General features: G+C 75.1%; 19 protein-coding genes and 1 tRNA gene. 11 read left to right on the top strand and 9 right to left on the bottom strand.

From position 1 onward, the window contains the following. Complete coding sequence (locus ACPC54_RS09610; RefSeq protein ID WP_498963036.1) at nt 1–1,110, top strand: hypothetical protein; 1,110 nt, start codon at nt 1–3, stop codon at nt 1,108–1,110. On the opposite strand, the gene ACPC54_RS09605 is transcribed toward ACPC54_RS09610, so the two are convergent. Then, nucleotides 1,069–1,395 (bottom strand): hypothetical protein, encoded by a 327-nt coding sequence (locus tag ACPC54_RS09605; protein ID WP_498963034.1) that lies wholly within the window; start codon nt 1,393–1,395, stop codon nt 1,069–1,071. The genes ACPC54_RS09610 and ACPC54_RS09605 overlap by 42 nt on opposite strands. Nucleotides 1,396–1,600: 205 nt before the next feature. Between ACPC54_RS09605 and ACPC54_RS09600 the strand changes: the two genes are divergently transcribed. Further along, nucleotides 1,601–1,795 carry a hypothetical protein gene (locus ACPC54_RS09600; RefSeq protein WP_498963032.1) on the top strand — a complete coding sequence of 65 codons (195 nt, stop codon included), beginning with the start codon at nt 1,601–1,603 and terminating at the stop codon, nt 1,793–1,795. A 26-nt stretch (nt 1,796–1,821) separates the two neighbouring features. Here the strand turns inward: ACPC54_RS09600 and ACPC54_RS09595 are convergent, their stop codons facing one another. Continuing rightward, nucleotides 1,822–2,490, bottom strand: a complete 669-nt coding sequence (locus tag ACPC54_RS09595; RefSeq protein WP_498963030.1) for an RICIN domain-containing protein — start codon at nt 2,488–2,490, stop codon at nt 1,822–1,824. A 191-nt stretch (nt 2,491–2,681) separates the two neighbouring features. Here ACPC54_RS09595 and ACPC54_RS09590 point away from each other — a divergent pair, with 191 nt between their 5' ends. Beyond that, the gene (locus ACPC54_RS09590; RefSeq protein ID WP_498963028.1) at nt 2,682–3,041 is read left to right on the top strand and encodes a transposase; all 360 of its coding nucleotides are present in this window, start codon (nt 2,682–2,684) and stop codon (nt 3,039–3,041) included. Between the two features lie 164 nt (nt 3,042–3,205). Here the strand turns inward: ACPC54_RS09590 and ACPC54_RS09585 are convergent, their stop codons facing one another. Next, nucleotides 3,206–4,567, bottom strand: a complete 1,362-nt coding sequence (locus ACPC54_RS09585; RefSeq protein ID WP_498963026.1) for an alpha/beta hydrolase — start codon at nt 4,565–4,567, stop codon at nt 3,206–3,208. Between the two features lie 68 nt (nt 4,568–4,635). On the opposite strand from ACPC54_RS09585, the gene ACPC54_RS09580 reads away from it, so the two are divergent. Continuing rightward, a complete protein-coding gene (locus tag ACPC54_RS09580) occupies nt 4,636–5,253 on the top strand; it encodes a TetR-like C-terminal domain-containing protein (RefSeq protein ID WP_498963024.1) in 618 nt (205 codons plus the stop codon). Nucleotides 5,254–5,639: 386 nt separating this feature from the next. Here the strand turns inward: ACPC54_RS09580 and ACPC54_RS09575 are convergent, their stop codons facing one another. Beyond that, on the bottom strand, nt 5,640–6,626 hold the full coding sequence (locus ACPC54_RS09575) for a S66 peptidase family protein (RefSeq protein ID WP_498963022.1): 987 nt from the start codon (nt 6,624–6,626) through the stop codon (nt 5,640–5,642). 67 nt (nt 6,627–6,693) lie between these two features. After that, complete coding sequence (locus tag ACPC54_RS09570) at nt 6,694–7,605, bottom strand: S41 family peptidase (protein ID WP_498963020.1); 912 nt, start codon at nt 7,603–7,605, stop codon at nt 6,694–6,696. A 57-nt stretch (nt 7,606–7,662) separates the two neighbouring features. Between ACPC54_RS09570 and ACPC54_RS09565 the strand changes: the two genes are divergently transcribed. The 4 genes from ACPC54_RS09565 to ACPC54_RS09550 all read left to right on the top strand — a co-directional run bounded on the left by ACPC54_RS09565 (nt 7,663) and on the right by ACPC54_RS09550 (nt 10,900). Further along, nucleotides 7,663–8,169 carry an ArsR/SmtB family transcription factor gene (locus ACPC54_RS09565; protein ID WP_498963019.1) on the top strand — a complete coding sequence of 169 codons (507 nt, stop codon included), beginning with the start codon at nt 7,663–7,665 and terminating at the stop codon, nt 8,167–8,169. A 59-nt stretch (nt 8,170–8,228) separates the two neighbouring features. After that, complete coding sequence (locus tag ACPC54_RS09560; RefSeq protein WP_498963018.1) at nt 8,229–8,957, top strand: hypothetical protein; 729 nt, start codon at nt 8,229–8,231, stop codon at nt 8,955–8,957. Further along, nucleotides 8,954–9,343 (top strand): winged helix-turn-helix domain-containing protein, encoded by a 390-nt coding sequence (locus ACPC54_RS09555; RefSeq protein ID WP_498963016.1) that lies wholly within the window; start codon nt 8,954–8,956, stop codon nt 9,341–9,343. Before ACPC54_RS09560 ends, ACPC54_RS09555 begins: the two co-directional genes overlap by 4 nt. 162 nt (nt 9,344–9,505) lie before the next feature. Further along, nucleotides 9,506–10,900 carry a pyridoxal phosphate-dependent decarboxylase family protein gene (locus ACPC54_RS09550; protein WP_498963014.1) on the top strand — a complete coding sequence of 465 codons (1,395 nt, stop codon included), beginning with the start codon at nt 9,506–9,508 and terminating at the stop codon, nt 10,898–10,900. 19 nt (nt 10,901–10,919) lie between these two features. On the opposite strand, the gene ACPC54_RS09545 is transcribed toward ACPC54_RS09550, so the two are convergent. Both ACPC54_RS09545 and ACPC54_RS09540 read right to left on the bottom strand, forming a co-directional pair. Further along, nucleotides 10,920–11,750 (bottom strand): hypothetical protein, encoded by an 831-nt coding sequence (locus tag ACPC54_RS09545; RefSeq protein ID WP_498963012.1) that lies wholly within the window; start codon nt 11,748–11,750, stop codon nt 10,920–10,922. A gap of 89 nt (nt 11,751–11,839) precedes the next feature. Continuing rightward, complete coding sequence (locus ACPC54_RS09540; protein WP_498963010.1) at nt 11,840–12,373, bottom strand: hypothetical protein; 534 nt, start codon at nt 12,371–12,373, stop codon at nt 11,840–11,842. A gap of 191 nt (nt 12,374–12,564) precedes the next feature. On the opposite strand from ACPC54_RS09540, the gene ACPC54_RS09535 reads away from it, so the two are divergent. Beyond that, nucleotides 12,565–13,599, top strand: coding sequence for a winged helix-turn-helix domain-containing protein (locus ACPC54_RS09535; RefSeq protein ID WP_498963007.1), 1,035 nt, complete (start codon nt 12,565–12,567; stop codon nt 13,597–13,599). Between the two features lie 31 nt (nt 13,600–13,630). Here the strand turns inward: ACPC54_RS09535 and ACPC54_RS09530 are convergent, their stop codons facing one another. Together ACPC54_RS09530 and ACPC54_RS09525 are read right to left on the bottom strand one after the other, a co-directional pair. Continuing rightward, nucleotides 13,631–14,164 (bottom strand): hypothetical protein, encoded by a 534-nt coding sequence (locus ACPC54_RS09530; RefSeq protein ID WP_498963005.1) that lies wholly within the window; start codon nt 14,162–14,164, stop codon nt 13,631–13,633. 119 nt (nt 14,165–14,283) lie between these two features. Beyond that, nucleotides 14,284–14,357: transfer RNA gene (locus ACPC54_RS09525), tRNA-Met, on the bottom strand. Nucleotides 14,358–15,024: 667 nt separating this feature from the next. Here ACPC54_RS09525 and ACPC54_RS09520 point away from each other — a divergent pair. Both ACPC54_RS09520 and ACPC54_RS09515 read left to right on the top strand, forming a co-directional pair. After that, entirely contained in the window at nt 15,025–15,816 is a 792-nt protein-coding gene (locus ACPC54_RS09520) for an AfsR/SARP family transcriptional regulator (RefSeq protein WP_498963003.1), read from the top strand. 475 nt (nt 15,817–16,291) lie between these two features. Then, nucleotides 16,292–23,983: an SDR family NAD(P)-dependent oxidoreductase gene (locus tag ACPC54_RS09515; protein WP_498963001.1), complete on the top strand. Its 7,692-nt coding sequence runs from the start codon at nt 16,292–16,294 to the stop codon at nt 23,981–23,983. Nucleotides 23,984–24,013 lie beyond the last annotated feature (30 nt).

The following is a 24,013-nucleotide window of genomic DNA, read 5'->3' as shown; positions in this document are numbered from 1 at the left end:
GTGCACCCGACCGACCCCGTCGCCCGGCGCTTCCCGCTGGTCGCACGCCCCCGGCCCGCGTGCCTGCCCCTGAACGCCCGTGTCGGCCGGCTCGGCGAGCTGGCCGACACGGCCGCCGGGCAAGCCGACCCGATCCGGGCGTCCGCCGTCTTCAATCAAGCCGCCCTCCTCGCCTCCGACCTCGCCCTGCCCGACTACGCCCGCGAGCTGTGCCACCGCCACTCGGCGCTCTACCTCACCCACGGACCGCTTCCCGCCGCGAGCGCCATCCGGGGACTCGAACCGGTCGTCAACCTCGCCCGCCTCCACGTTCGCGCCGGCCTCCACCGCCAGGGCCACCGACTCCTCCTCGACCTCTACCGCGCCGTCAGCACCGCCACCGAGACGGCGATCGACGGCATCACCGTCCCTGCCCACCTCACCGAGACAGAGCTACAACGTGCCGAAGTCGTCACCTGGTTGTGGAAGGTCGTCATCGCAGACGGCACCCGCGCCCTCACCGCCGCCGGCCGCTGGAGCGAGGCCCTGCGTCACATCGAGGAGCATCGCGGCATCGGCCGACGCATCCTCGACGGCCGCCAAGTCGCCGTCCTCGCCCGGGCCACCACCGGCGACCGGCCCGGCGCCCTCGCCCTGCTGGCCACCACCGAACCGGGAGAGCCCTGGGAAGACGCCGTCACCGCCGTCCTCACCGCACTGTGCCGCCCCCGCGACCGGGACGCCGCCGAGGCCGCCATCGGCCGCTGCCTCGCCTTCGAGCCGGGCCAGGGCCTGGCCGTGTTCGCCACCCGCCTCGCGCTGACCGCTGCCGACACCGCCGGGCCCGACACACCCGCCGCCCGGTACCTGATCCAGCACCTGGCCAACCGAGCGGAAGAATCCAGCGATGGCTACGCGCTGCGCGAGCTCCTCGCCCACGACGGCGTCCGCACCCGCCTCGGACCCAGCCGCACGGCCGCGCTCGAACTCGTGCTCGCTGCCTGCGCACTGGACTCCGCCGCACTCGCCGAGCACCTGCGAGACCGGTTGGAACACACCCTGGCCGGCGCCCGGGAAGTGCTCGAAGAGTCAGCGGCCCGGGTGCACAGTGCTCGCCACCGGATCGCGTGACCTCCCGGGTGGATCACCGGGTGCACCGGGCGCGCCGGCAGCGGTGCGGCCTGAGGCTTCGCCGAGTTCGCGGGCCGCGAGAGGACGCGCCTTCACCGGCGTCAGCTTGATGATCTCCGCCGCGCGGGCATCGAGGATCTGCGTTCGGTGGTCCGCTGGCACCGCCAGGTAGGTCTCGCGGGCGAGCTGGCACGCTTCCGAGACACTGTGCTCACGAGCCAGGCACATCGCCTGCTCCAGGTGCAGCAGCGCCGGGTCGATACCGATTCGGCCAGGGTAGAGCAACAGTGCCTCGTCCTGGACCCGTCCGGCTTCCGCCGAGTCACCGAGGGCCGTGTAGGCGCCCGATAGGTACAGCAGGAGGCACCGACGCGGAAACGCCCAGGCGTCATCCCCCTCCAGGGACGGCTGCCGACAGCGGTCGAACAGGTCGCGCGCCCGGGCGATCGCTCCCCGCGCGCCTGGGCCGAACGGCTGCGCCCTGCGCCGGTTGATGCTGATCGAGGGGCGCTGGCGGCAGCCCGCCGAGCCGGTGTCCTATGTGCCGGGCGCGGCCGCGCTGCCCTGGGACGGCGGTGTCGGCGCGGCACGACTGGCCGAATCGGCGGCCGCCTTGGGCCTGCCGGCCCGCGTAGTGGACCTGTCGACTGGGGGCGCGCCGTGGACAACGAGCGGTACGCGCTGATCGCCGGCTGACGCGCCCTCGGGGCGTCAGTGATACGTCCAGCTCTGGTTGCTCCAGCCGTTGCAGGCCCAGAGCTGGACCTTGGCGCCGTTGTTGCCGATGGTGTTGGTGTCACCGTCCAGGCATTCCCCCTGGTCGGAGTTCCGCAGCGTGGAGCCGTTCCAGAGCCAGGTCTGGTTGCTCCAGCCGTTGCAGGCCCAGAGCTGGACCTTGGCGCCGTTGTTGGGGATGGTGTTGGTGTCACCGTCCAGGCACTGCATGGCCTCGCCGTTCTGCAGCGTGTAGTACCCGACGGGCATGCCTGCGACAGGCGTCCAGTACCAGCTCTGATTGTCCCAGCCGTTGCAGCTCCACAGCTGCACGATGGCTCCGTTGTTGGGGATGGTGTTGCGGTCGCCGTCCAGGCACTGGCCGCCGTCGTTGTTGGTGAACGCCTTGGTGCGGTAGGTGATCCTGGTCGAGTTGGTGCCCGCCGGGAGCACACTCGGGTGCTGCCCGACGCCGGGGATCTGGTTGGGGAAGGTGACGTCGATGACGGTCCTGCCCGCGGCCGGGCCGGACAGCGCCGGGGCGGCGTGCCGCGTCGAGGCCGGGTCGGCGCCCCGGCCGTCGGCCAGGGCGGGTTGGGTGGCGGCGGCCAGAGCGAGGGTGCTGGAGACGACGAGCAGCGTGCCGGCGAGCCGGTTCATGTGCATGGATGGTCCTCAAGTCGACCCGGAGCGGAATGTGATCCGCATACGGTGGTTATACGGGTCGTCTTGGTGTGAATTCAAGTAAATAGAAAATAGCGTGACGATATGAATATGGCGGCCTGAAACGGGCGGGGGTGGCGGTACGGGAACACCGTCGCCCTCCAGGGGCTACATCGTGAACCGCCCCGGGTTCAGTGGAGACTCGATTTCGTGTAAGGATTCGAGTCATTGCACGTCCTTCCTCCTATCCGCCTGAGCTGCGCCGTCGTGCGGTGCGCATGGTTGCCGAGGTCCTCGGTGACTACCCGAACGAGTCGGCGGCGCTGCGGGCCGTCGCGGAGAAGCTGGGCATCGGCTCCGCCGAGACCCTGCGCAACCGGGTGCGACGCGACCAGGTCGACTCCGGGCAGCGCCCGGGCACGACCACGGAGGAGTCCGCGCAGATCAAGGCGATGAAAAAGGAGATCGCCGAACTCAAGCGCGCCAACGAGATCCTCAAGGCCGCAGCGAGTTTCTTCGCGGCCGAACTCGACCGGCCACACCGGCGCTCGTAGCGTTCGTCGACGAGCACCGGCGCCGCTTCGGCGGCGTCGAGCCGATCTGCCGCGTGCTCACCGAACACGGCTGCAGCATCGCCCCCTCCACACCACAAAATCGCAGGTCACTACGACCACGACGACGTCACCCTCTCCTGACCCGAACCTCAGGGCCGGCCCGCCTACTTGTGGTCGCGGAGGAAGGCCGGGATGTCCGCTCGGGTCGGGTAGTCGGGCAACGGTGCGGGCTTGTCCTGGAGGAACGCGGTGATGACGGCCGCCGCCCGCTGGTCGTTGTCACCCAGGCCGTTCCACATCCGGTGGCCGACGCCGGGCAGGTACTGGGTGCGCTGGACGGCGGGGTCGCTCGCCAGGACGGCCGTCTCCCACTGCCGGACCTGGGAGGAGCACTCGGCGATCATCAGCATCGCGGGCGTCCGGGAGCCGCTCAGCCGATCGGCGATGGAGGGGGAGTCCTTGACCGTCTGCTGGATGCGGAGGCTGGCGGCGGCGCTGAAGGAGAAGTTGAGCGCCGTGTCCTCGACCGGGATGCGCTGCGCGTCCTGCGCGCAGTAGGCGGACGCGGTGTCGCTGCCGAGGTCGGCGGCGGTGAAGGCGTTGTCGCCCTCCGCCTGTCCGACCAGCCCGTTGTCGGGGCTGAGCAGCCCGAGCCGCATGAGGCCGAACGCGACCGCGTACCGCGGGACGTGCGTGGAGCGCGGTCCGGCCATGGCCGGCGCGAGGTCGCGGGCCGACGGCCGGCCCTGCTGCCCCGCGATCCGGGTGGTGGGGCCGTCCATCGGGCCCGGCTCCGCGATGACCACCCGGCGCAGGTGCGCGGCGGCGGCCGGGTCGGCCAGCGCGCGGGTGAGCACGACCGCGCCCGAGGAGAATCCCAGCACGTCGACGCGGCCATCGGCGCCCGCGCCGAGCCTGCCGACCTCGCCGACCTTGCCGGCGAAGGCGTCGAGGTCGGCGACGGACCGGGTGATCGAGTACTGGTCCATGGGCAGCAGGTCGCTGCGTCCGCCGCCGGCCTGCTCGTAGGCGTACACGTCGTACCCCTGCCCCGCGAGGAGCTGCAGGAAGTGGTGGTCGAGCACCGAAATGCCGCGCACCGGGCCGCCGTTGAGGTAGACGAGCGGCACGGGCTGCCGGGGGCCGCCGCCGGTGGGCGGGTAGTGGTAGACCGCGACCCGGCTGCCGGTGGACAGGCTCCAGTGCTCGGTGGTCACGAACGCCAGGGCGGCCGGGTGACGGCGCGTCGTGGCGACGGTGGGGACGCACACCGACAGGGTCACGGCCGCCGCGACGAGCACCGGCACGAGCGGCACCAGCCGGCCCCGCCAGGAGCGGCGGCGGCCCCGCCACAGCGCCGCGCCGACCCCGACCGCGACGGCCGCGGACCACGCGGCGAGCCCCGATCCCGCGCCGTCGGTGGCGACGATCAGCGCCAGGAAGAGCGCGACCAGCCCCACCACCGCGGCGGCAGCCGCCAGCAGGCGGCCCGTGAGGCGCAAGGAACGTAGGACGGACGGTCGCATGGTGATCTCCCCCAGCTTTTTGAAACACCGTTTTGAAACGATGTTAGCAGCGCCGGTAGACTGCTCCCATGGGAAGGCCGAGAACGAACGACGACACCGTCAGAGAACGGCTCGTGACATGCGCGACCGAGATGTTCGCCACCCGCCCCCAGGAGTCGGTCACGCTCCGCGCCCTGGCCACCGCCGCCGGAACGTCCACGGCCGCGGTCTACACCCTGTTCCAGGGCAAGGACGGACTGATCCGCGAGGTGCGCGACCGAGCGGTCGCCGGCCTGTTCCAGGACCTGACGGCCGTTCCCCGCTCGCCGGCCGCCCTGGACGATCTGCACGCGCTGGCCGCGGCGTACCGCCGGTGGGGACGCGAACACCGCCACCTGTACACGGTGCTGTTCGGTGGCGCGCAGTCCTTCGTCCCGTCCGACCGCGTCGGCGACCGCGACCCGGTGCGGCCGCTCGTCGCGGCGATCGACCGTGCCGTGGCCGACCACATCCTCACCGGCGACACCACCCGGATCGCCGTCTCCCTGTGGGTCGCCCTCCACGGGCTCGTGACCCTCGAACTCGCCGGCGCCCTCACCGGCACCGCGGCCGACACCGCGTTCCGGTCCACGACCGCCGCCGTCCTCCGCGGCTGGGCAACACCCGCCGCCTTCCCGGGCCTTCACCACCCGGACCCGGCGCCCTGAGGCGCGAACTCCCAGCGGCAGCGGGAGGTTCGGGCCGTCGCGACCGACCTTCGCGCCGCTCCTGCGCACCCCCACCGACACCGCCCCCGCTCCCCTCGGGCCTCGGGAGAGCGGGGGCACACCGTCCTGCCTTTCAGCGGAAGGGCAGCGCCTGGGTGCACGCGGTGCAGCCCCACCGGCCGTCCATCGTCCGGCAGGTGGCGCCCGATCCACAGACCGGGCAGACACGGGCACTCGGCTCACCGTCCCGCACCAGCAGCGTACTGGGCACCGCGCTCGCGGGCAGTTTCCGACCGCGGAACGCCGGGCCCGGTTCGGCACCGACTGCGCCCGCATGTGGCACCGTCCCGGCAACCCGGCCCGGACGTTCGCTGCCCTGCGGTGCCCTACACCCCCTCCACCGCCGGGTCGAGGAGGGACAGCGTCCGCCGCTGGGCGTCGAGGGCGGTGCGGATGCCGAGGGGCAGGGGGAGGTTGGGGCCGGCGTGGCCGAAGTCGGCGTTGCCCAGGACGGGGATGTCGCGGTCGGCGAGGGCGTCGAGGACGATGTCGCGCAGGGTGGGGGACGTGCCGGGTTCGAGGCCGGTGATGTCGCGGGGGACGCCGACGACCATGCCGGCGATCCGGTCGAGGATGCCGCTGTGGCGCAGCACCTGCAGGTAGCTCCAGACGTGCGAGGCCAGGCCGCCCATCTCCTCCCAGAAGAGCACCGCGCCGTCGAAGCGTTCGAGTGGCAGCGCGTAGCGGGTCGCCTGGGCCAGCACGATGCGGTTGATCACCCCGCCGAGCAGGGGGCCTTCGGCGCGGCCGGGGCGCCAGCACTCCCAGGACGGGCCCGTGGGCAGCGCGCCGAGCGGCTCCGGGCGGGTCAGCAGCCTGGTGTAGAGGGCTTCGAGTTCCGCGCGGCGCGGCGCGGGTGCGGACTGCCAGTGGCCGCCGAAGCCGGGGACGGCCATGTCGGCGTGGAAGCCGACCAGGCCCGTGCGGGCGTGGAGCACCAGGTGCAGCAGTGAGATGTCGCTGTAGCCGAGGATCGGCTTGGGGTCGGCCGTGATCGCGTCGGTGTCGATCAGGTCGAGGTAGCCGAGCGCCGTCTGGCCGCCGTCGCTCGCGACGATCGCGCGCACCTCGGGGTCGCGGAGGAGGCCGTTGAGCTCCGCGGCGATCTCCGCCGGGGTGGCCGCGCTCCACCAGTGGCGGCGCCCCGCCCGCAGCAGCGGAGCCCGCCGCGCGCGGAATCCCATCCGTTCGAGCACCTCCACCGTCCGCTCGACGTTGGGCTCGTACTCGGCCGGCAGCGGGCCGGACAGCGCGGCGATCACGACGAGGTCTCCGGGCTTCAGGGCGCGCGGTCGCAGCAGGTGACTGGTCATGGCGTCAGTGTCGCGGGTGCCCCGGGGCCGGGGCACGCGAGTTTCGCCGGACGGCCGGGAGGCCGGCCTAGGCCAGGCGCGCCACGGCCAGGGTGTGGGCGCGGTCGAGTGCCGTGTCGGCCTCGCACGGGACGTCGGGCCGGACGCCGGTGCCCTCCCAGTTGCTGCCGGAGACCGGGCTGACCCCGCGGGCGACGGGCACGCTGAGTTCCAGGTGCGGGTGCACCGTCCAGCCGTCGCGCGGGTGGGCGCCGCCGCGGGTGGTCTCCCCGACGACCTGGGCGCGGCCGAGCTGCTGCAGGTCGTAGGCCAGCTCCTCGCCCGCGGAGAAGGTCTTTCCGCTGGTCAGCACGTAGACCGGCTTGGTGCCGCCGAAGCGGGCGCCCGGGACGAACGGGGGTGTCCAGGACTGCTCGGCGACCTGTCCCTGCCGCGAGAGCATGGTCATGAGGTGGGTGCGGCCGTCGAGCAGGTAGCCGCAGACGAAGGCGACCGTGCCGGGGTCGCCACCGGTGTTGCGGCGCAGGTCCAGGATGAGGGCGCGGGCGGGGGCCACCAGGGTGAGCGCGGCGGTCAGCGGCTGCGCCGCCCAGTCGATCGGGAACATCTTGGGCCCGATCTCCAGGACGGCGACGCCGCCGTCGAGGAGTTCCACCCGGGGGACGCCGCCCAGGGAGGCGTCGAAGTCCCGCCGCATCGAGGCGAGTACGGCCGAGCCGCGGTCGGTCGGCACCGGCATCTCGTGGTGGGTGAGGGCCAGGTGCTGGTCGCCGTTGACGGAGCGCAGGTCCGCGGTGACCTGTTCGGCCAACTCCTGGGCGGATTCGGCCCGGTAGGAGCCTTCGGCGCTGCGGCGGCGCAGCAGGTCGGCCAGTTCCCGGGCGGTGTCGGGGAAGACGTAGTGCTCGCGGACCAGGTCGGCGATCGACTCGACGACGGCGAGGGTGTCCAGCGCTGGGGACGAGGTGGTGGAAGTCATGGGAGGGAGTAGACCAGCGGCTTGCCAAAGCGTCAAACGTACTTAACGCTTGATCTGGTGAGCCACCAATCAGACGACAGCGTCCAGCAGATCACCACATCCCTGCAGCACACCGCACTCGCCCACCCCATGCGCCAACGCCTGCTCTTCGCCCTGAGCAGCCGGCCGTCGACGATCAGCCGGCTCGCCGCACAGCTGGGCGCGAACAAGGGCAGCGTCTCCCACCACCTCCGGGTGTTGTGCGAAGCGGGGCTGGTCCAGGACGCGGGCACGCGGCGGGTGCGCGGCGGCACCGAGAAGTACTACCGGCGGACGGCGGAGCGGCTCCTCGTCGACGAGCCGCGGGCCGAGGGCACGGCCGCGCTGTTCGGCGCCGTCGCCCAGGAGTTGGACCGCTCCCCCGCCGACCACGTCCTGACGCTGCGCCACCTCCGGCTCGGTCCGGCCAAGGCGGCGCGGCTGGCCGAGGCGCTGACCGCGCTGGTCGACGGGACGGAGGAGGATCCGGAGGGCGAGCCGGTGCACGGCCTGCTGGTGACGCTCTACCAGCAGGCCGGGGCGTAGCGCGGCCCGAGGCGTCGGACTCTCTTGCCACAACAGGTTTGTGATGCAAAGCTGACTGCATGACAGACGCATCGCTGCCCTCGCCGGGCACCCCTCGTGAAGTCCTCGCCGGATTAGGCGACTTGACCCGCAAGGTCCGGGCCGCGCAGCGCGGCACCTGGTTCCCGCTCCTGCTGCTGGGCGCGCTCACGCTGGGCGGGATCCTGGTCGGCCGGCTGACCTTCAAGGTCGAGACCGCGCCCTGCCCGGCGGGCGACGGCTGCACGCTGGTCAGCCAGGGCTCGCCGGTCTACTGGCCGGTCGGGCTCGCCCTGGCCTACGCCGCGACGGCCTCCTTCTACCTCCGCCGCTCCCGACGCCGCGGCGTCGGCACGCCGGTCCGGCCGTACGTCGTCACCGGGGTCGTCCTGGTCGGCCTCGTGGCCGCCACCACGCTCTGGACCGTGCGCGACGGGATGCCGCGGCCCGGCGGCCCGGTCGACTTCTGGGGCCTGCACCTCGACCCCGCCGCCGGGTCGACCGAGTTCCTCGAACGGCTCACCGGGGGCGCCGTGGCCGTCGGGCTGCCGCTGCTGGTGCTGTCCTGGGTGGAACGCAGCCCCGCCCTGGCGCTGCTCACCGCCGCGTATCTGGCCATCGAGCTGGCGCCGCTCCCCACCGGCTGGGCCGGGATCGCCGCCACCTCCCCCTGGTCGGCGCTCCCCCGGTTCGCCGTCCCGGGCGCGCTCCTGCTGTTCGGCGCGCTCGGCTTCGGCCTCGCCCAACGGCCCCGGCGGCGCGCCACGTGACGACCGATCAGCACGACCCGCACCCGGCCACCGGCCTGGACGACGTCGTCCACCAGCGCGTCCGCCTCGGCATCCTCACCGTCGCCCACCAGGCCCGCCGGGCCGAGTTCGGCTTCCTGCGCACGACGCTCGGCCTCACCGCCGGGAACCTCAGCCAGCACCTGGCCGTCCTGGAGAAGGCCGGACTGGTCGAGATCGAGAAGGGCTACGAGGGCAGGCGTGCCCGCACCTGGCTCTCCCTCACCCCGGCCGGCGACCGCGCCCTCCGCGACGAGGTCGCCCAGCTCAAGCGGCTCATCCACCAGATCGAGCAGGGCGGTTCGGGGCAGGACGGTGTCGAGTGGGGTGGTGTCGAGCAGGGCGGCTCCGCGCACACCACCCGGTGATCCGGCGGCCGTGACCGCCACCGGCCCGGACGCCCGGGAGCCCGTTCGTACCCGGGCGGGCTCCCCGGACGGCCGAGCAGGCCAATCCGATCGAATTGGCCTGGGACGGCGCGGCCGTACCCCGATAGCCTCGGAGGCACCAACGATCAACGGAGAACCCTCATGCACGCCGAACTCGCCGCCGACCTCGACCAGTTGCCCGCCCTGCTGGAGCAGACCCGGCAGCAGGCGGTCGGCTTCCTCGCCGGGCTCGCGGACCGGCCCGTGGTGCCGCGGCAGCCCGACCGGCCGACTCCGGAGGCGCTGAGCACGGCGGGCGGCGGCCTGCGGGCGGCGCTGGCGGAGTTCGCCGAGCGCTGGCAGCCACGGCTGTCGGCGAGTGCCGGGCCGCGCTACTTCGGGTTCGTCACCGGCGGCGCGACACCGGCCGCGCTGGCCGGGGACTGGCTGACGGCCACCGCCGACCAGAACTCCAACTCCTCGCTGGATCCGGCCGGCCAGGACCTGGAGCGGGAGGCGGTCGGCTGGCTGCGCGAGCTGTTCGGGCTCTCCGACGCGCACTCCGGCACCTTCGTCAGCGGCGCGACCATGTCCAACACCGTCGGCCTGGCGGTCGGCCGCGAGTGGCTGGGCGAGCGGCTCGGGGTGGACGTGGCCGAGGCGGGGGTCGGCGCGCTGGGCCGGGTGCGGGTGCTGTCCGGCAGTGCGCATTCCAGCGTGGCCAAGGCGCTCTCCGTGCTGGGCCTGGGCCGCTCCGCGCTGACCGCGGTCGGCACGCTGCCCGACCGGGAGGCGGTGGACCTGGCCGCGCTGGAGCGGGCCCTGGCCGAGGCCGGGGGCCCGTGCATCGTGGTGGCGAACGCGGGCACCGTGAACACCGTCGACTTCGACGACCTGCGCGCGATCGCGAGGCTCCGGGACCGGTACGGGTTCTGGCTGCACGTCGACGCCGCCTTCGGCGCCTTCGCCGCGCTGTCGCCGGAACACGCCGAGCTGGTGGCCGGCCTGGACTTGGCCGACTCGGTCTGCGTGGACCTGCACAAGTGGCTCAACGTGCCCTACGACAGCGCCGTCCAGTTCACCCGCCGCCGCGACCTGCAGGCGAAGGTCTTCCAGAACGCGGCCGCCTACCTCGGACCCCTGGGCGAGCACCCCGACCTGGTCCACCTCACCCCGGAGAACTCGCACCGGCTGCGCGCGCTGGCCGCCTGGTTCACCCTGCGCGCCTACGGCCGGGACGGCCACCGGGAGATCGTCGAGCGCTGCGTCACCGGCGCCCGGGCCCTCGGCGAGGCCGTCACGGCGACCGAGGGGCTGCGCCTGCTCGCGCCGGTCCGGCTGAACGTGGTCTGCTTCACCCTCGCCGCCGACCCGACGCCCGAACGCCTCGCCGCCCTCACCGCCGAGCTGTCCGGGGACGCCTTCCTCACCCCCACCCGCTACGCCGGCCTGCCCGCCCTGCGCGCGGCCTTCAGCAACTGGCGCACCACCGAGGCGGACGTGCGCCGCACCGCGGACGCCCTCGCCGCGGCGGTCCGGAAGCTGGAGACGGTCTGACCCGACGGGCGACAGCGGATCACCCCCGGCCCTCCGACCCGATCGGCCCGATCGGCCCGCTGGGCCCGTCCGGCGACGGCCCGAGGGCTTCCTCGGCGGCCCGGCGGCCGGCGACGCCGAAGATCAGCTCGTTGGAGTCCACCTCGTGCCACCGGGCGTCGTGCAGCCGGACCCGGAAGGCCCGGACCGGCCGCCGCCCGTCGCCGTGGGCGTAGAGCCCCTCCCGCAGGCCGCGTTCGAAGGCCTCGGCGTAGGGCGTCGGGAGGCGGTCGTCGGGGACGTCGAGGACGAACTCGAAGAGCTCGTCCGCGTCGGCGGGCAGCGGGGTGAACTCGGCGGTGGCGACGGCGTAGTGGCCGCACATCCAGGGCTTGACCAGCCGGACGTGCACGTCCCGGCCGGGGGCGGTCGCGTCTTCCGCCCGCCGCCCGGTGAGCGGCAGGGTGACCAGTCGGCGCGGTCCGGTGCCCTCGGCGACGGACTCGTCGAACTCGTACACCGCCGCCTCCCCGGCCGCCGCGAAGCCCGCCGCCGTCGACTCCCCCGCCCGCCAGTGGGCCCGGCGCAGCCGCACCCGCAGCGCCCAGGGCAGCGTGCCGCCCCGGGACCAGGCCCGCAGCCGGGTCAGCACGCCCTCGCCGAAGGCGGCCCCGAACTCCGGCGGCAGCTCCGCGGCGGGCACCTCGTTGACGAACTCGAACGGCAGCTCGCGGTCCCGGCCGGGCGGAAGGGGTTCGAAGTCGGCCGAGGCGACGGCGAATGGGCGCAGTCCGCCGCGGCCGGACAGGTACGCCTGGACGTCCCTGATCGGGTGGTCGAGTTCCCTGGGGCGCTTGGGCTTTCCGGTCATGGGACCCGATCGTACGGGCCGTCGCCCCGGCCCCGGACGGTGGCCGGGGCACACCCGCCTCCCCGCGGCGGGCGGGCCCCGGCGGCCGGTCAGGCCAGGGTCTCGCAGAGGTTCTCCACCCGGTTCTGGACCAGCACCTCGACCTGGTGGTCCGGGTGATCCAGCAGCACCGCGCCGCCGCTGAACACGTAGGCGCCGGCCGGGTGGTACGGGTTGCCGGGATGGATCCTGGCGGAGATGTGCGAGTTCTTCGGGACGGTCCACAGCGTGCTGCCGTCCGGCCCGACGTACTCGGTCGCCTTGCCGCTCTGGTCGCGCTCGGCCTGGGCGCCGGTGTCCACGTTCGTGTAGCGCAGCACCAGCGGCCCCCGCCACAGCACCTTGGCGGGCGAGCCGTCCGGGTAGCGGGCGACGGTCTTGGTCTCCTCCTCGTCGGTCACGACGGTGATGTGCAGGTGGAACGGGCAGACCGCCCCGGCGGGCGCGTCGGTGTCGTGATTGCGGTAGGGCTGCCAGCCCTGGTCGTCGTCGGCCTGCGCGGCCGGGGCGGCCAGCAGCAGGACGGCCGCCGCGAGGGCGGCGGCGAGGGCGGCCGGTCGGGTACGGAACGTGGGTGTGCGCATCGGTCCTCCTGGGAGTCGGGCGGCCGGACGGGGGGGGCGTGCACGCCCCTGCCCTCCCGACCGCGCACTGGGTATCGTCGGACGGTGGCGGCGCCGGCGCGATGCTTTCGGCCGGGGCCGAAAGCATCGGAGCCGAAAGCCTGGGAGCAGACGGCGACGGGCGCCGAACGCACGGGGAGGGGTGGGGCGCGGTGCTGCGGATCCGCTTCACGGCCGAGGACCTGCTCGACACCCGGTTCGCGCCCGGGCCGGCACCGCTGATGGAGCTCGAACTGGCCGTCGCCATGCTGCAGCGGCGGGACGCGGAGTCACTGTCCGCCCGGCGGCACCGCGCCCCCGGCGGCCCGGCCGCCCGCTCCCTGGCACGGTCCGTCGCGCCGCTGACCGGGCTCGTCCCGCCGACCGGCGCCGGCCCGTTCTTCCTCGACCCGCTCAGCACCGACCTGGAGGGCGGCCTGGAGCTGGTGCGCTCCGCCACCAACACCCTGGTCCGCAGCGAACTCGCCCGCATCTGCCGCAACGGACTGCCCGTCACCCCGCTGATGCACGGCCTGGCGAACGAGGACCGGCAGGCCTGGCAGCACCTGGAGAGCAGCCTGCGCGCCTGCCACGCCGCGCTCGTCGACACCGTCTGGCCGCGGCTGCGCGCCGGCTTCGACACCGACCTCGCCTGGCGCGGGCAGGTGCAGCGCGAGCAGGGGCTGCGCGGCATGCTGGCGGGCCTCCACCCGGGCAGCCGGTGGCGCGGGGCCACCCTGGAGATCCCGATCGCCCGGGAGGCGGAGTACCGGCTGGAGGGCGGCGGCGTGCTCCTGCTGCCGTCCGCGCAGTGGACCGGGGAGCCGCTGTGCGGGACGCTGCCGGACGGCTCGCTGCTGCTGCTCTACCCGGCGCTGACCCCGCTGCCGCACCTCACCGGGGAGGCGCCGGCCCCGGGCGCGGACCCGGACGACCCGGCCGCGGCGCTGCTCGGGCGCACCCGCGCGGCCGTCCTGCGGGCGACACTGCGGGAGCCGACCACCAGCCGGCTCGCGCACGAGCTGGGCATCTCGGTGGCCAGCGCCTCCGAGCACGCCCGCGCGCTGCGACGGGCCGGGCTGGTGAGCACGGCGCGGGCCGGACGGGCGGTGCGGCACAGCTGCACGTCGCTCGGCCACCGGCTGCTCGTCGCGGCGCAGGCTCCGGCGCCGCCGGTGGCGGCCGCCCGCACCGGCGGGCGGGCCTGAGCGGCCCGCCCCCGCGGCGGCGCCGACCGCCTCAGCGGGTGCCGGAGTTGTCGACCCAGAACAGCAGGATCCGCTGCAGCGCGCCCGGGGCGCCGGCGCCGAAGGTGAGCACCATGGCCTGGCCGACCGCCACATCGGTGGGGTCGACGCCGGGCGACCAGGTCAGCTCGGCGTCGATGCCCGGGATGCCGCCGCCGGGCCCGTACGAGCGCAGGGTGCCGCGCGCGTGCCCGATGACCCGCTCGTCGCGCCGGAGTTCGGCCCGGCACAGCCCGGTCGGCCGCAGCTCGTAGCGGCGTCCGCCGACCAGGGCGGTGCGGGTGTTGGCCCGGCGCCTGGGGTCCCATTCGGTGTTGCCCTCGTGGGTGGGCACGGACTGTCCGCCGACGTTCAGCGCGCCGTGCTGCCGGTCGAGCGCCATGGTGACGGTGGGGATCCCGGCCCCGGTCATCCGCGCGACGGCCGCGGGCCAGCGGTCGTAGTCGATCCGGATCTGCCCGAACGGGCTCTCCAGCACGCGGTGTCGGGACAGCCGGACCTTGCTGCGCTTCGTGAACACGGACATGCCCGACCGGCCTCGGATCCTTCGGTGACAGACGACGTACAGACGACGTACAAACGACGTGAGGACACAACAAGAGAGCCGGGGCCGGCGCACGATGCGCCGACCCCGGCTCTCAGCAGTAGCGGGGACAGGATTTGAACCTGCGACCTCTGGGTTATGAGCCCAGCGAGCTACCGAGCTGCTCCACCCCGCGTCGGTGAACACCACAGTACGGGGAAGTCGCCGGGATGGGAAATCCGTTCCCCGGCGCACGACGGGCGGGCCGCCACCGGCCGCCGCCGCCGCACGCACCGGAGCACATGCGCCACCGCATGCGCCACCGCGCACGCCCGCCGGCGCGCCGGGGCACACCACGACGTACTCGATCTTCGGGCCGCGACCCGAGCACACCCATTCACCGAATCCACGGAGTCGAAACCCTGAATCACGGAAAATTCCCGCATCAAAACCCGCCGCCCGGATCGGGAATCGACCGAAAAACGCCCCCCGCCGACGCCCGCTCCGACCTGCGCCCGGGCCGGGAATTGGCCGGATTCCCGCTCCCCGAACCGGCGTTGGCCCGGCGGGCCCGGACCCCCGAACCGGAGGTCGTGCAGCGTTCAAACATCTCCCCGTCCCCGAGGGATGAGATCGCGTCACACCAGCCTCGGGACCGAGCGGTTGAACCACCCCGCCACACCTGCCCGTTCATCTGCCATACCAACGCAAGCCCCCGGTATCCAGACCTTCTCTCGCAACGTTTTGCAAGTACGCTGTCACCTACCGTGCGAGGACCTGTTCGACTCCCCGGGGCGTTGTCGGCACCGGGAGCGTTTCCGGTGCACGGTCGACCACGTTTCTTCGGTACTTGGGGGTGACTTGTGGCGGAGGTTCACGCAAACCAATTCAACGTGCTCGGTCCGCTGGGAGTTTGGGCCGACGGAATCCCGGTGAATCCGGGCTCGGCCCGGCAGCGGGCGGTTTTGACGGCCCTTCTGCTGACGCCCGGCCAGCCGGTCACGCCGGAACAGCTCAGCGAGGCCGTCTGGCCCCGGAATCCGCCCAACGACGTGATGGCGAACCTGCACAGCTACGTCTCCAACCTCCGGCGGATCCTGGAACCGAACCGGCAGCCGCGCAGCCGGGACACCGTGCTGCGCCGCGAACCGGCCGGCTACGTGCTCGCGGTGGAGGCGGACTGCATCGACGCGGTCTGCTTCGAGCGGCTGCTGTACCAGGGCCGCCGGCAGTTGCAGTCCGGGGCGCACCGGCAGGCGAGTCTGACGCTGGCCGGCGCGCTGGCCCTGTGGCGCGGCCCGGCGTTCCCCGAGGTGAGCGACTACGCGCTGGGTGCGCAGGCGGCGTCGCGGTTCGAGGAGCTGCGGCTCCTGGCGCTGGAGAGCCTGTGGGAGGCCGAACTGGCCGAGGAGCGCGACTTCTCGGTGATCGCGGCCGAACTTCCGGCGCTGACCAAGCGGTTCCCGACCCGGGAGCGGTTCAGCTGGCTCCTGATGAAGGCCCTGTACCGGTCCGGGCGGCGGGCCGAGGCGATCGAGGCCTACCACCGCACCCGCCGGACCCTGGCGGAGGAGTACGGCGTCGATCCCGGCGCCGAGTTGCAGCAGTTGTTCGGCACGATCCTGCGAGGAGAGCCGGTCGCCGGCCGGTGCTGATTCACAGGCCCGCCCGGTACGGGGGCCGGGGCGTGGCCGACCGTCGACCCTGAGGCGTCGAACGGTCGGCCGGGGCATGCGGCGGATCAGCCGCGGAAGCACGCGTTCACCGTGTCCTGTCCCGGCCATTGGATTGACATGAATATGCCAGTCAATCCCCCCGTCACTCTTTGGGGGCATTCGCATCCGCGCAGGTCGGCGCCGGTTTCCCAGAAGCCTCCAAGTCCCCTCCAAGCGGGCTCCAAGTCGCTTCCAAGTCGCCTCCAAGTCGGCGCCAAGAAGGCCCTGGCAGGGTGCTGCACGTCAAGCGGGGAGATCAACACGAGGCGGGCACCGCCACCTCACCGCACCGGGGACGAACGCACGCCGTACGCCCGGGAGGGCTCGGCGGGCGGGCGTGCGACGGCGCGCCGCCTCCGGCGGACCGGACGCAGGGCTCCACCGAATCCAGACGACGAGGAAGGCCGAGTACGCCGTGCCCCAGACGAGTTGCGAGGACGAACCGGTCGCCGTCGTCGGTGTGGCCCAGGGCCCCGGCAGCGGAGCGGAGGCCGCCTTCTTCGGCCCGACCGCGCCGGCGCGGACCGCGGAGCCGGTCGCCCCCGCCGCCCCCGCCGAATCGACCGGGGCCGACACCGCCGCCCCGCTCGCGCTGGAACTCGCCTGGACCGCGCTGGAGGACGCCGGGATCGTCCCCGCGACGCTGCGCGGCGGCCGGGTCGGCGTCTTCCTCGCCGCCCAGGACGACACCGCGGAGCAGGTCGCGACCGTCCTGGAGCTGGCCGGCCCCCGGGAAGCCGTCAGGACCGCCCCGGACGGCGCCCGCACCGCCGCCGCCGCGGCGGCCGAGAGCCTGCGGCGCGGCGACTGCGAACTCGCCCTCGCCGGCGCCCTCGGCCCCGACCCGGAGCAGGCCGTCCTCGCCGTGCTCCGCCCCCTGCCGCACGCCCTGCGGGACGGCGACCGGATCCACGGCCTGCTCACCGACCGGGTGCCGGACGGGCCGGACGCCCTCGCCCGCCTCGGCGCCCAGGCGCACCGGGCCGAACCGGCCGAGCCGCGGCCCGCCGCCCCCGCGACCGAACGCCCGCTGCTCGACACGCCGTTCGCCCCGCTGCCGTTCTCCGCCCGCGACGAGGCGGCGCTGCGCGCCCGGGCCCGCGACCTCGGCGCGCGCGTCGAGGCCGACCCGGCCCTGCGGCTCGCCGACCTCGGCCTCTCGCTGGCGACCACCCGCACGGCCTTCGAGCAGCGCGCCGTCCTGCTCACCGACCGCCGCGAGGAGGCGCTCGGCGCCCTGCGGGCCGTCGCCGACGGCGGCTTCGGCCCGCTGCTCGTCCGCGGCACCGTCCTCGCGGACGCCGGTGCCGGGCGCCCGGTGTTCGTCTTCCCCGGCCAGGGCACCCAGTGGCCGGGCATGGCGCTCGAACTGCTGGAGTCCTCGGCGGTGTTCCGGGAGCAGCTGGAGGCCTGCGCCGCCGCACTGGAACCGCACCTGCCCTGGCGGCTGGCGGACGTGCTGCGCGGCGCACCGGGCGCGCCCGCCCTGGTCGCGGTCGACGTCGTCCAGCCGGCCCTGTTCGCCGTGCTGGTGTCGCTGGCCGCGCTCTGGCGCGCCTGCGGCGTCGAGCCGGCCGCCGTGGTGGGCGCGAGCCTGGGCGAGTTCGCGGCGGCCCACGTGGCCGGGGCGCTCAGCCTGGAGGACGCCGCCCTGCTGGCGGTGCGGTGGAGCGAGGCGCAGGCCCGGGCGGGCGCGGTCGCGCCGGGCGACCTGGCCTCGGCGCTGCTGCCCCGGGAGGAGCTGGAGCCCCGCCTGGCCCGCTGGTCGGGGCGGCTGACCGTGGCCGGCAGCAACGGTTCGCGCTCCGTGCTGTTCTCCGGCGAGCGGGCGGCGGTGGAGGAGCTGCTGGCCGAGCTGGTGGCGGACGGCGTCAGGGCGCGCAAGCTCTCCAACGGCCTCGCCGCGCACTCCCCCTGGCTGCCGGTCGACCGCGACCGGATGCTGGCCGACATGGCCGGGGTGACGGCCCGCCCGTCCGCGGTGCCGTTCTACTCCTCGCTGACCGGCGGCCGGGTGGACACCGACGGGCTGGACGGCGACCACTGGTTCCGCAACCTCAGCTCCGAGATCCGCTTCGAGCAGGCCACCCGGGCGCTGCTGGCGGACGGCTACCGGACGTTCCTGGAGGTCGGCCCGCATCCCGGGCTGATCGGCGGGCTGCAGGAGACCCTGGAGGACGCCGGGCCGATCGGCCCCACCGCCGTCGTGGGCACGCTGCGGCGCGACCAGAGCGGGCCGCAGCGGCTGCTGACCTCGCTGGCGGAGCTGCACGTCCACGGGGTGACGGTGGACTGGCCGGCCGTGTTCGCCGGCACCGGCGCGCGCCGGGTGCCGCTGCCGACCTACCCGTTCGGGGCCTCGGGCACCCCGGCGCAGGACCGCTCCGAGAGCGAACTGCGCGACTGGATCCGCGAGCTGGTGCACGACCAGCTGGCCGCGCTGCGCGGCCCCGAGGTCGCCCGCGAGGCCGGCCCGGACCGTCCGTTCCGGGACCTCGGGGTCGACTCGGCCGTCGCGGTGGAGCTGCGCGGCCGGCTGGCCACGGCGACCGGGCTGCGGCTGCCGCTGACCCTGCTGTTCGACCACCCGACGCCCGGCTCGCTCGGCCGCCACCTGCTGGCCCGGCTCACCGGCGCGGCGGAGCCGGCGGACGCCGTCGACGACGCGGCCGGCGCCGCCCCGGCGGCGGGCGCGGACGAGCCGATCGCGATCGTCGCGATGGCCTGCCGCTTCCCCGGCGGGGTCCGCGACCCCGAGGCCCTCTGGCGGCTGGTCGCCGGGGGCACGGACGCGATCGGCGCCTTCCCCGACAACCGCGGCTGGGACGTCGAGGGCCTGTACGACCCCGAGCCGGGCCTGTCCGGCCGCACCTACACCCGGCAGGGCGGCTTCCTGCACGACGCGGACCGCTTCGACGCCGCGTTCTTCGGCATCTCGCCGCGCGAGGCGCTGGCCATGGACCCGCAGCAGCGGCTGCTGCTGGAGACGGCCTGGGAGGCCTTCGAGCGGGCCGGCCTCGACCCGGCGGCGCTGCGCGGCAGCCGCACCGGCGTGTTCGTCGGGGCGATGCAGCAGGACTACGGCGCCCGGATGCACCAGCCGAGCGGCGGCACCGAGGGCCACGTGCTGACGGGCACCACGGTGAGCGTGGCGTCCGGCCGGCTGTCGTACGTGTTCGGGCTGGAGGGCCCGGCGATCACCGTCGACACGGCCTGCTCCTCCTCGCTGGTGGCGCTCCACCTGGCCGTCCAGTCGCTGCGCCGCGGCGAGTGCGCGATGGCGCTCGCGGGCGGCGCGGCGGTGCTGTCCTCGCCCGGCCTGTTCGTCGAGTTCAGCCGCCAGCGCGGGCTCGCCCCGGACGGCCGTTGCAAGGCCTTCGCCGAGGCGGCGGACGGGACGGGCTGGGGCGAGGGCGTCGGCGTGCTGCTGGTCGAGCGGCTCTCGGACGCGCGGCGCAACGGACACCAGGTCCTCGCGGTGGTGCGCGGCTCGGCCCTCAACCAGGACGGCGCCTCCAACGGGCTCTCCGCGCCCAACGGGCCGTCCCAGCAGCGGGTGATCCGGGCCGCGCTGGCCGACGCGCGACTGACGGCCGACCAGGTCGACGCCGTCGAGGCGCACGGCACCGGCACCAAGCTCGGCGACCCGATCGAGGCGCAGGCCTTGCTGGCCACCTACGGGCAGCACCGCGAGGCCGAACAGCCGCTCTGGCTCGGCTCCTTGAAGTCCAACATCGGCCACACCCAGGCCGCCGCCGGGGTCGGCGGCGTGATCAAGATGGTGATGGCGCTGCGGAACGGGCTGCTGCCGCGCACCCTGCACGTGGACGAGCCGACCCCGCACGTCGACTGGGCCGAGGGCGCGGTCGCGCTGCTCACCGAGGAGCGGGACTGGCCGGCGGGCGAGCGGGTGCGGCGGGCCGCCGTGTCCTCGTTCGGGATCAGCGGCACCAACGCGCACGTCATCCTGGAGGAGGCGCCGGCGGCCGAGCCCGTGGTCGACGGACCGGCGGCCGAGCCCGCCGACGCGCCGTCGCCGGTGGTGCCGTGGGTGCTGTCCGCCCGGGACGAGCAGGCGCTGCGGGCGCACGCCGGGCAGCTGGCCGGCTACCTGCGGGAGCGCCCCGACGCCGATCTGCCGGGCGCGGCCCGGACGCTGGCCACCGGCCGGGCCGCGCTGGAGCGGCGCGCCGTGGTGCTCGGGCAGGACCGCGCGGAGCTGCTGGCCGGGCTCACCGCCCTCGCCGAGGGCACCGCCGCGCCCGGGGTCAGCACCGGCGGCGGCAGCTTCGAGCGGCCGGTGTTCGTGTTCCCCGGCCAGGGCTCGCAGTGGCTCGGCATGGGCGCCGAACTGCTGGACGCTTCCGAGGAGTTCGCCGCCTCGATCGCCGCCTGCGAGGCGGCGCTGAAGCCGCACGTGGACTGGTCACTCACCGAGGTGCTGCGCGGCGGCGACGACCTGACCCGGGTCGACGTCGTCCAGCCCGCGCTGTTCGCCATGATGGTCTCGCTGGCCGCCCTGTGGCGCTCGCTCGGCGTCGAACCCGCCGCCGTCATCGGCCACTCCCAGGGCGAGATCGCCGCCGCCACCGTCGCCGGGGCCCTGTCGCTGGAGGACGGCGCCCGGATCGCCGCGCTGCGCAGCCAGGCGATCGTGCGGATCAGCGGGCAGGGCGGGATGGCCTCGCTGCCGCTGCCGCGCGACCGGGCCGAGGAACTCGTCGCCCGCTGGGCGGGGCGGATCTCGGTCGCCGCGCTGAACGGTCCGACCGCGACCGTGGTCGCCGGGGACGGCGACGCGCTCGACGAACTCCTCGCCCACTGCGAGGCCGAGGAGATCCGGGCCCGCCGGATCGACGTGGACTACGCCTCGCACTCGGCGCACGTCGAGGCCATCGAGGAACGCCTCGCCGAAGCCCTCGCGGGCATCGCCCCGCGCAAGGCCGCCGTGCCGTTCTACTCGACCGTCACCGGCGAGCCGATCGACACCACCGAGCTGGGCGCCGGCTACTGGTACACCAACCTGCGCCAGACCGTGCGCTTCACCGACGCCGTCCACGTCGCGCTCGCCGCCGGGCACCGCGCCTTCGTCGAGGCCAGCCCGCACCCGGTGCTCACCGCCGCCGTCCAGGACGCCGCCGAGGACGCCGGGCCCGAGGCCGTCGCCGTGCTCGGCACCCTGCGCCGCGGCGAGGGCGGCCCGCGCCGCCTGCTCGCCTCGCTCGCCGAGGCCCACGTGCGCGGCGCCACCGTCGACTGGCCGGGCCTGCGCCCGGGCGGCGGGCCCCTCGACCTGCCCACCTACCCGTTCCAGCGCGAGCGCTTCTGGCTCACACCGGCCGCCACCGGGGACCCCCGCACGGCCGGCCTGGACGCCGCCGGGCACCCGCTGCTCGCCGCCGCCCTCGACCTGCCCGGGGACGAACTCGTCCTCACCGGCCGCCTCTCCGCGGCCGGCCACCCCTGGCTCGCCGACCACGCCGTCTGGGGCACCGTGCTGCTCCCCGGCACCGCGCTGGTCGAACTCGCCCTGCACGCCGGCCGCCGGCTGGACTGCCACCACCTCGACGAACTCACCCTGCAGGCACCGCTGCTGATCCCGGAGGAGGGGGCCGTCCGGGTCCAGGTCCGGGTCGGCGCCCCCGACGACACCGGCCGGCGCCCGGTCACCGTCCACTCCGGCCCCGGCACCGAGCAGGACTGGACGCAGCACGCGAGCGGCGTCCTGGCCGAGGACGGCCCGGCGGCGCCCGAGGACGCGCGGCGGCCCTGGGCGGGCGGGCTCGCCCCGGCCGGGGACCTGTACCCGCGGCTGGCCGGGGTCGGCTTCGACTACGGCCCGGCCTTCCAGGGCCTGACCGCCCTGGGCCGGCACGACGAGGAGATCCTGGCCGAGGTGGAGCTGCCGCAGGACCGGCACGGCGACGGCTTCGGCGTGCACCCGGCGCTGCTGGACGCGGCCCTGCACGCCTGCCTGCTGGAGGGCGCCGAGAAGGTGCGGCTGCCGTTCGCCTGGTCGGACGTCGCCCTGCACCCGGCCGCCGCCACCGCCACCGCGCTGCGCGTGCGGCTCACGCCGACCGGGCCGGACACCGTGGCGCTGACCGCGACCGACGAGACCGGCGAGCCGGTCGTCTCGGTCGGCTCGCTGACGCTGCGCGCCGTGACGCCCGGGCAGTTCAGCGCGGCCGCCGGCCGCTCCGGCGACGGCCTGTACCAGGTCGACTGGGTGCCGCTGCCGCCCGCCGCGCAGGCCGAGGCTGAGCAGCAGCCGCTCCGGCTGGGCCCGGACGCCGACCTGACCGGCCTGCTCGGCTCCGGCACCCCGGTGCCCGCGGCGGTCGTCGCCCCGTTCCTCCCCGCGCCGGACGCCGGACCGGACGGACCCGCCGGGTCGGACGGCCCGGTGGCCGCCGTGCACGCCGCCGCCGCCCGCGCCCTGGGCCTGGTGCGGGCCTGGCTGGCCGAGGAGCGCTTCGCCTCCTCCCGGCTGGTGCTGCTCACCCGGGGCGCCGTCGCGGTCGACCCGGCGGACGACGTCGCCGACCTCGTGCACGCCCCGCTCTGGGGCCTGCTGCGCTCGGCGCAGTCGGAGAACCCCGGCCGGCTGGTGCTGGCCGACGTCGACGAGCACCCCGACTCGCACCCGGCGCTGCTCCGCGCCCTGGCCTCGGGCGAGCCCCAACTGGCCGTCCGCGAGGGCCGGGTGAGCATCGCCCGGCTCGCCGCCGCGGCGCGCCCCGCCGAGGCCGGCCCCAACGCCTTCGAGGGCACCGGTGACGGCACCGTCCTGCTGACCGGCGGCACCGGCGGGCTCGGCGCCCTGCTGGCCCGCCACCTGGTCACCGAGCACGGCGTGCGGCACCTGCTGCTGGTCAGCCGGCGCGGGCCCGCCGCCGAGGGCGCGGACGAACTGCGCGAGGCCCTGACCGCGCTCGGTGCCCGGGTCACCGTCCGGGCCTGCGACGCGACCGACCGCACCGCGCTGGCCGCCGTGCTGGCCGAGGTGCCCGCCGAGCACCCGCTGACCGCCGTGGTGCACACCGCCGGCGTGCTGGACGACGGCGTGCTGACCGCGCTCACCCCCGAGCGGGTGGCCGCCGTGCTGCGCCCGAAGGTCGACGCGGCCTGGCACCTGCACGAGCTGACCCGCGAACTCCCGCTGAAGGCGTTCGTCCTGTTCTCCTCGGCCGCGGGCGTGCTCGGCCAGTCCGGCCAGTCCAGCTACGCGGCGGCCAACGCCTTCCTGGACGCCCTCGCCCAGCGCCGCCGCGCCCGGGGCCTGGCCGCCCGCTCCCTGGCCTGGGGCCTGTGGGCCGAGTCCAGCGGGATGACCAGCCACCTCGACGAGACCGACCTGCGCCGGCTGGGCCGCACCGGCCTCGCGCCGATGCCCTCCGACCAGGGCCTGGCCCTGTTCGACGCCGCCCTGGCCGAGGCCGGGCCGGGCGAGGGACGCGCCGTGCTGGTGCCCGCCCGGCTGGACACCGCGACCGTGCGCGGGCTGGCCGAGGTCCCGCCGCTGCTGCGCGGCCTGATCCGCGCCCCCCGGCGGGCCGCGACCGCCGCCACCGCGACCCTCCGGCAGCGGTTCGCGGACCTCCCGCCGGAGAAGCGCCACCGGGCGGTGCTGGACGTGGTCCGGGCGCACGTCGCGGCGGTGCTGGGCTACCCCGCGCCGAACCGGGTCGACCCCGACCGCGGGTTCCTGGACCTCGGCGTCGACTCGCTCACCGCGCTGGAGCTGCGCAACCGGCTCGGCGCCGAGAGCGGCAGCCGGCTGCCCGCCACGCTGATCTTCGACCACCCCAGCCCGGCCGCCGTCGCCCGCCACCTGGAGGCCGAGGCCTTCCCGGCGGAGGACCGGGGCACGGCCCCGGACGGGCCGGACGGCCTCGACGGGGTCGACGAGGCCGCCTTCCGCCGGGCACTCGCCGCCATCCCGCTGGACCGCTTCCAGGAAGCGGGACTGGTCGGCACCCTGCTCCGGCTCGCCGACACGGCGGCCGGGTCCGCACTCCCCGAGGAGAGCGGCGAGGAGCCCGGCAGCGCGCTCGACGACATGGACCTGGCCGACCTGGTCCGGGTCGCCCTCGGTGACAGCTGATGGCGCCGAGAACCTCCCACGCCCGTCTCC

This window comes from Kitasatospora sp. NPDC094028 (assembly GCF_049543595.1).
GTDB lineage: Bacteria > Actinomycetota > Actinomycetes > Streptomycetales > Streptomycetaceae > Kitasatospora.
This window is presented reverse-complemented; position numbering and strand designations above follow the sequence as displayed.

Bases quoted from the DNA above. Each gene is read 5' to 3' on its own strand.
- ACPC54_RS09585 (WP_498963026.1), bottom strand. From the start codon at position 4,567: ATGCGACCGTCCGTCCTACGTTCCTTGCGCCTCACGGGCCGCCTGCTG.
- ACPC54_RS09545 (WP_498963012.1), bottom strand. From the start codon at position 11,750: ATGACCGGAAAGCCCAAGCGCCCCAGGGAACTCGACCACCCGATCAGG.
- ACPC54_RS09570 (WP_498963020.1), bottom strand. From the start codon at position 7,605: ATGACTTCCACCACCTCGTCCCCAGCGCTGGACACCCTCGCCGTCGTC.
- ACPC54_RS09595 (WP_498963030.1), bottom strand. From the start codon at position 2,490: ATGCACATGAACCGGCTCGCCGGCACGCTGCTCGTCGTCTCCAGCACC.
- ACPC54_RS09550 (WP_498963014.1), top strand. From the start codon at position 9,506: ATGCACGCCGAACTCGCCGCCGACCTCGACCAGTTGCCCGCCCTGCTG.
- ACPC54_RS09580 (WP_498963024.1), top strand. From the start codon at position 4,636: ATGGGAAGGCCGAGAACGAACGACGACACCGTCAGAGAACGGCTCGTG.
- ACPC54_RS09540 (WP_498963010.1), bottom strand. From the start codon at position 12,373: ATGCGCACACCCACGTTCCGTACCCGACCGGCCGCCCTCGCCGCCGCC.
- ACPC54_RS09575 (WP_498963022.1), bottom strand. From the start codon at position 6,626: ATGACCAGTCACCTGCTGCGACCGCGCGCCCTGAAGCCCGGAGACCTC.
- ACPC54_RS09560 (WP_498963018.1), top strand. From the start codon at position 8,229: ATGACAGACGCATCGCTGCCCTCGCCGGGCACCCCTCGTGAAGTCCTC.
- ACPC54_RS09530 (WP_498963005.1), bottom strand. From the start codon at position 14,164: ATGTCCGTGTTCACGAAGCGCAGCAAGGTCCGGCTGTCCCGACACCGC.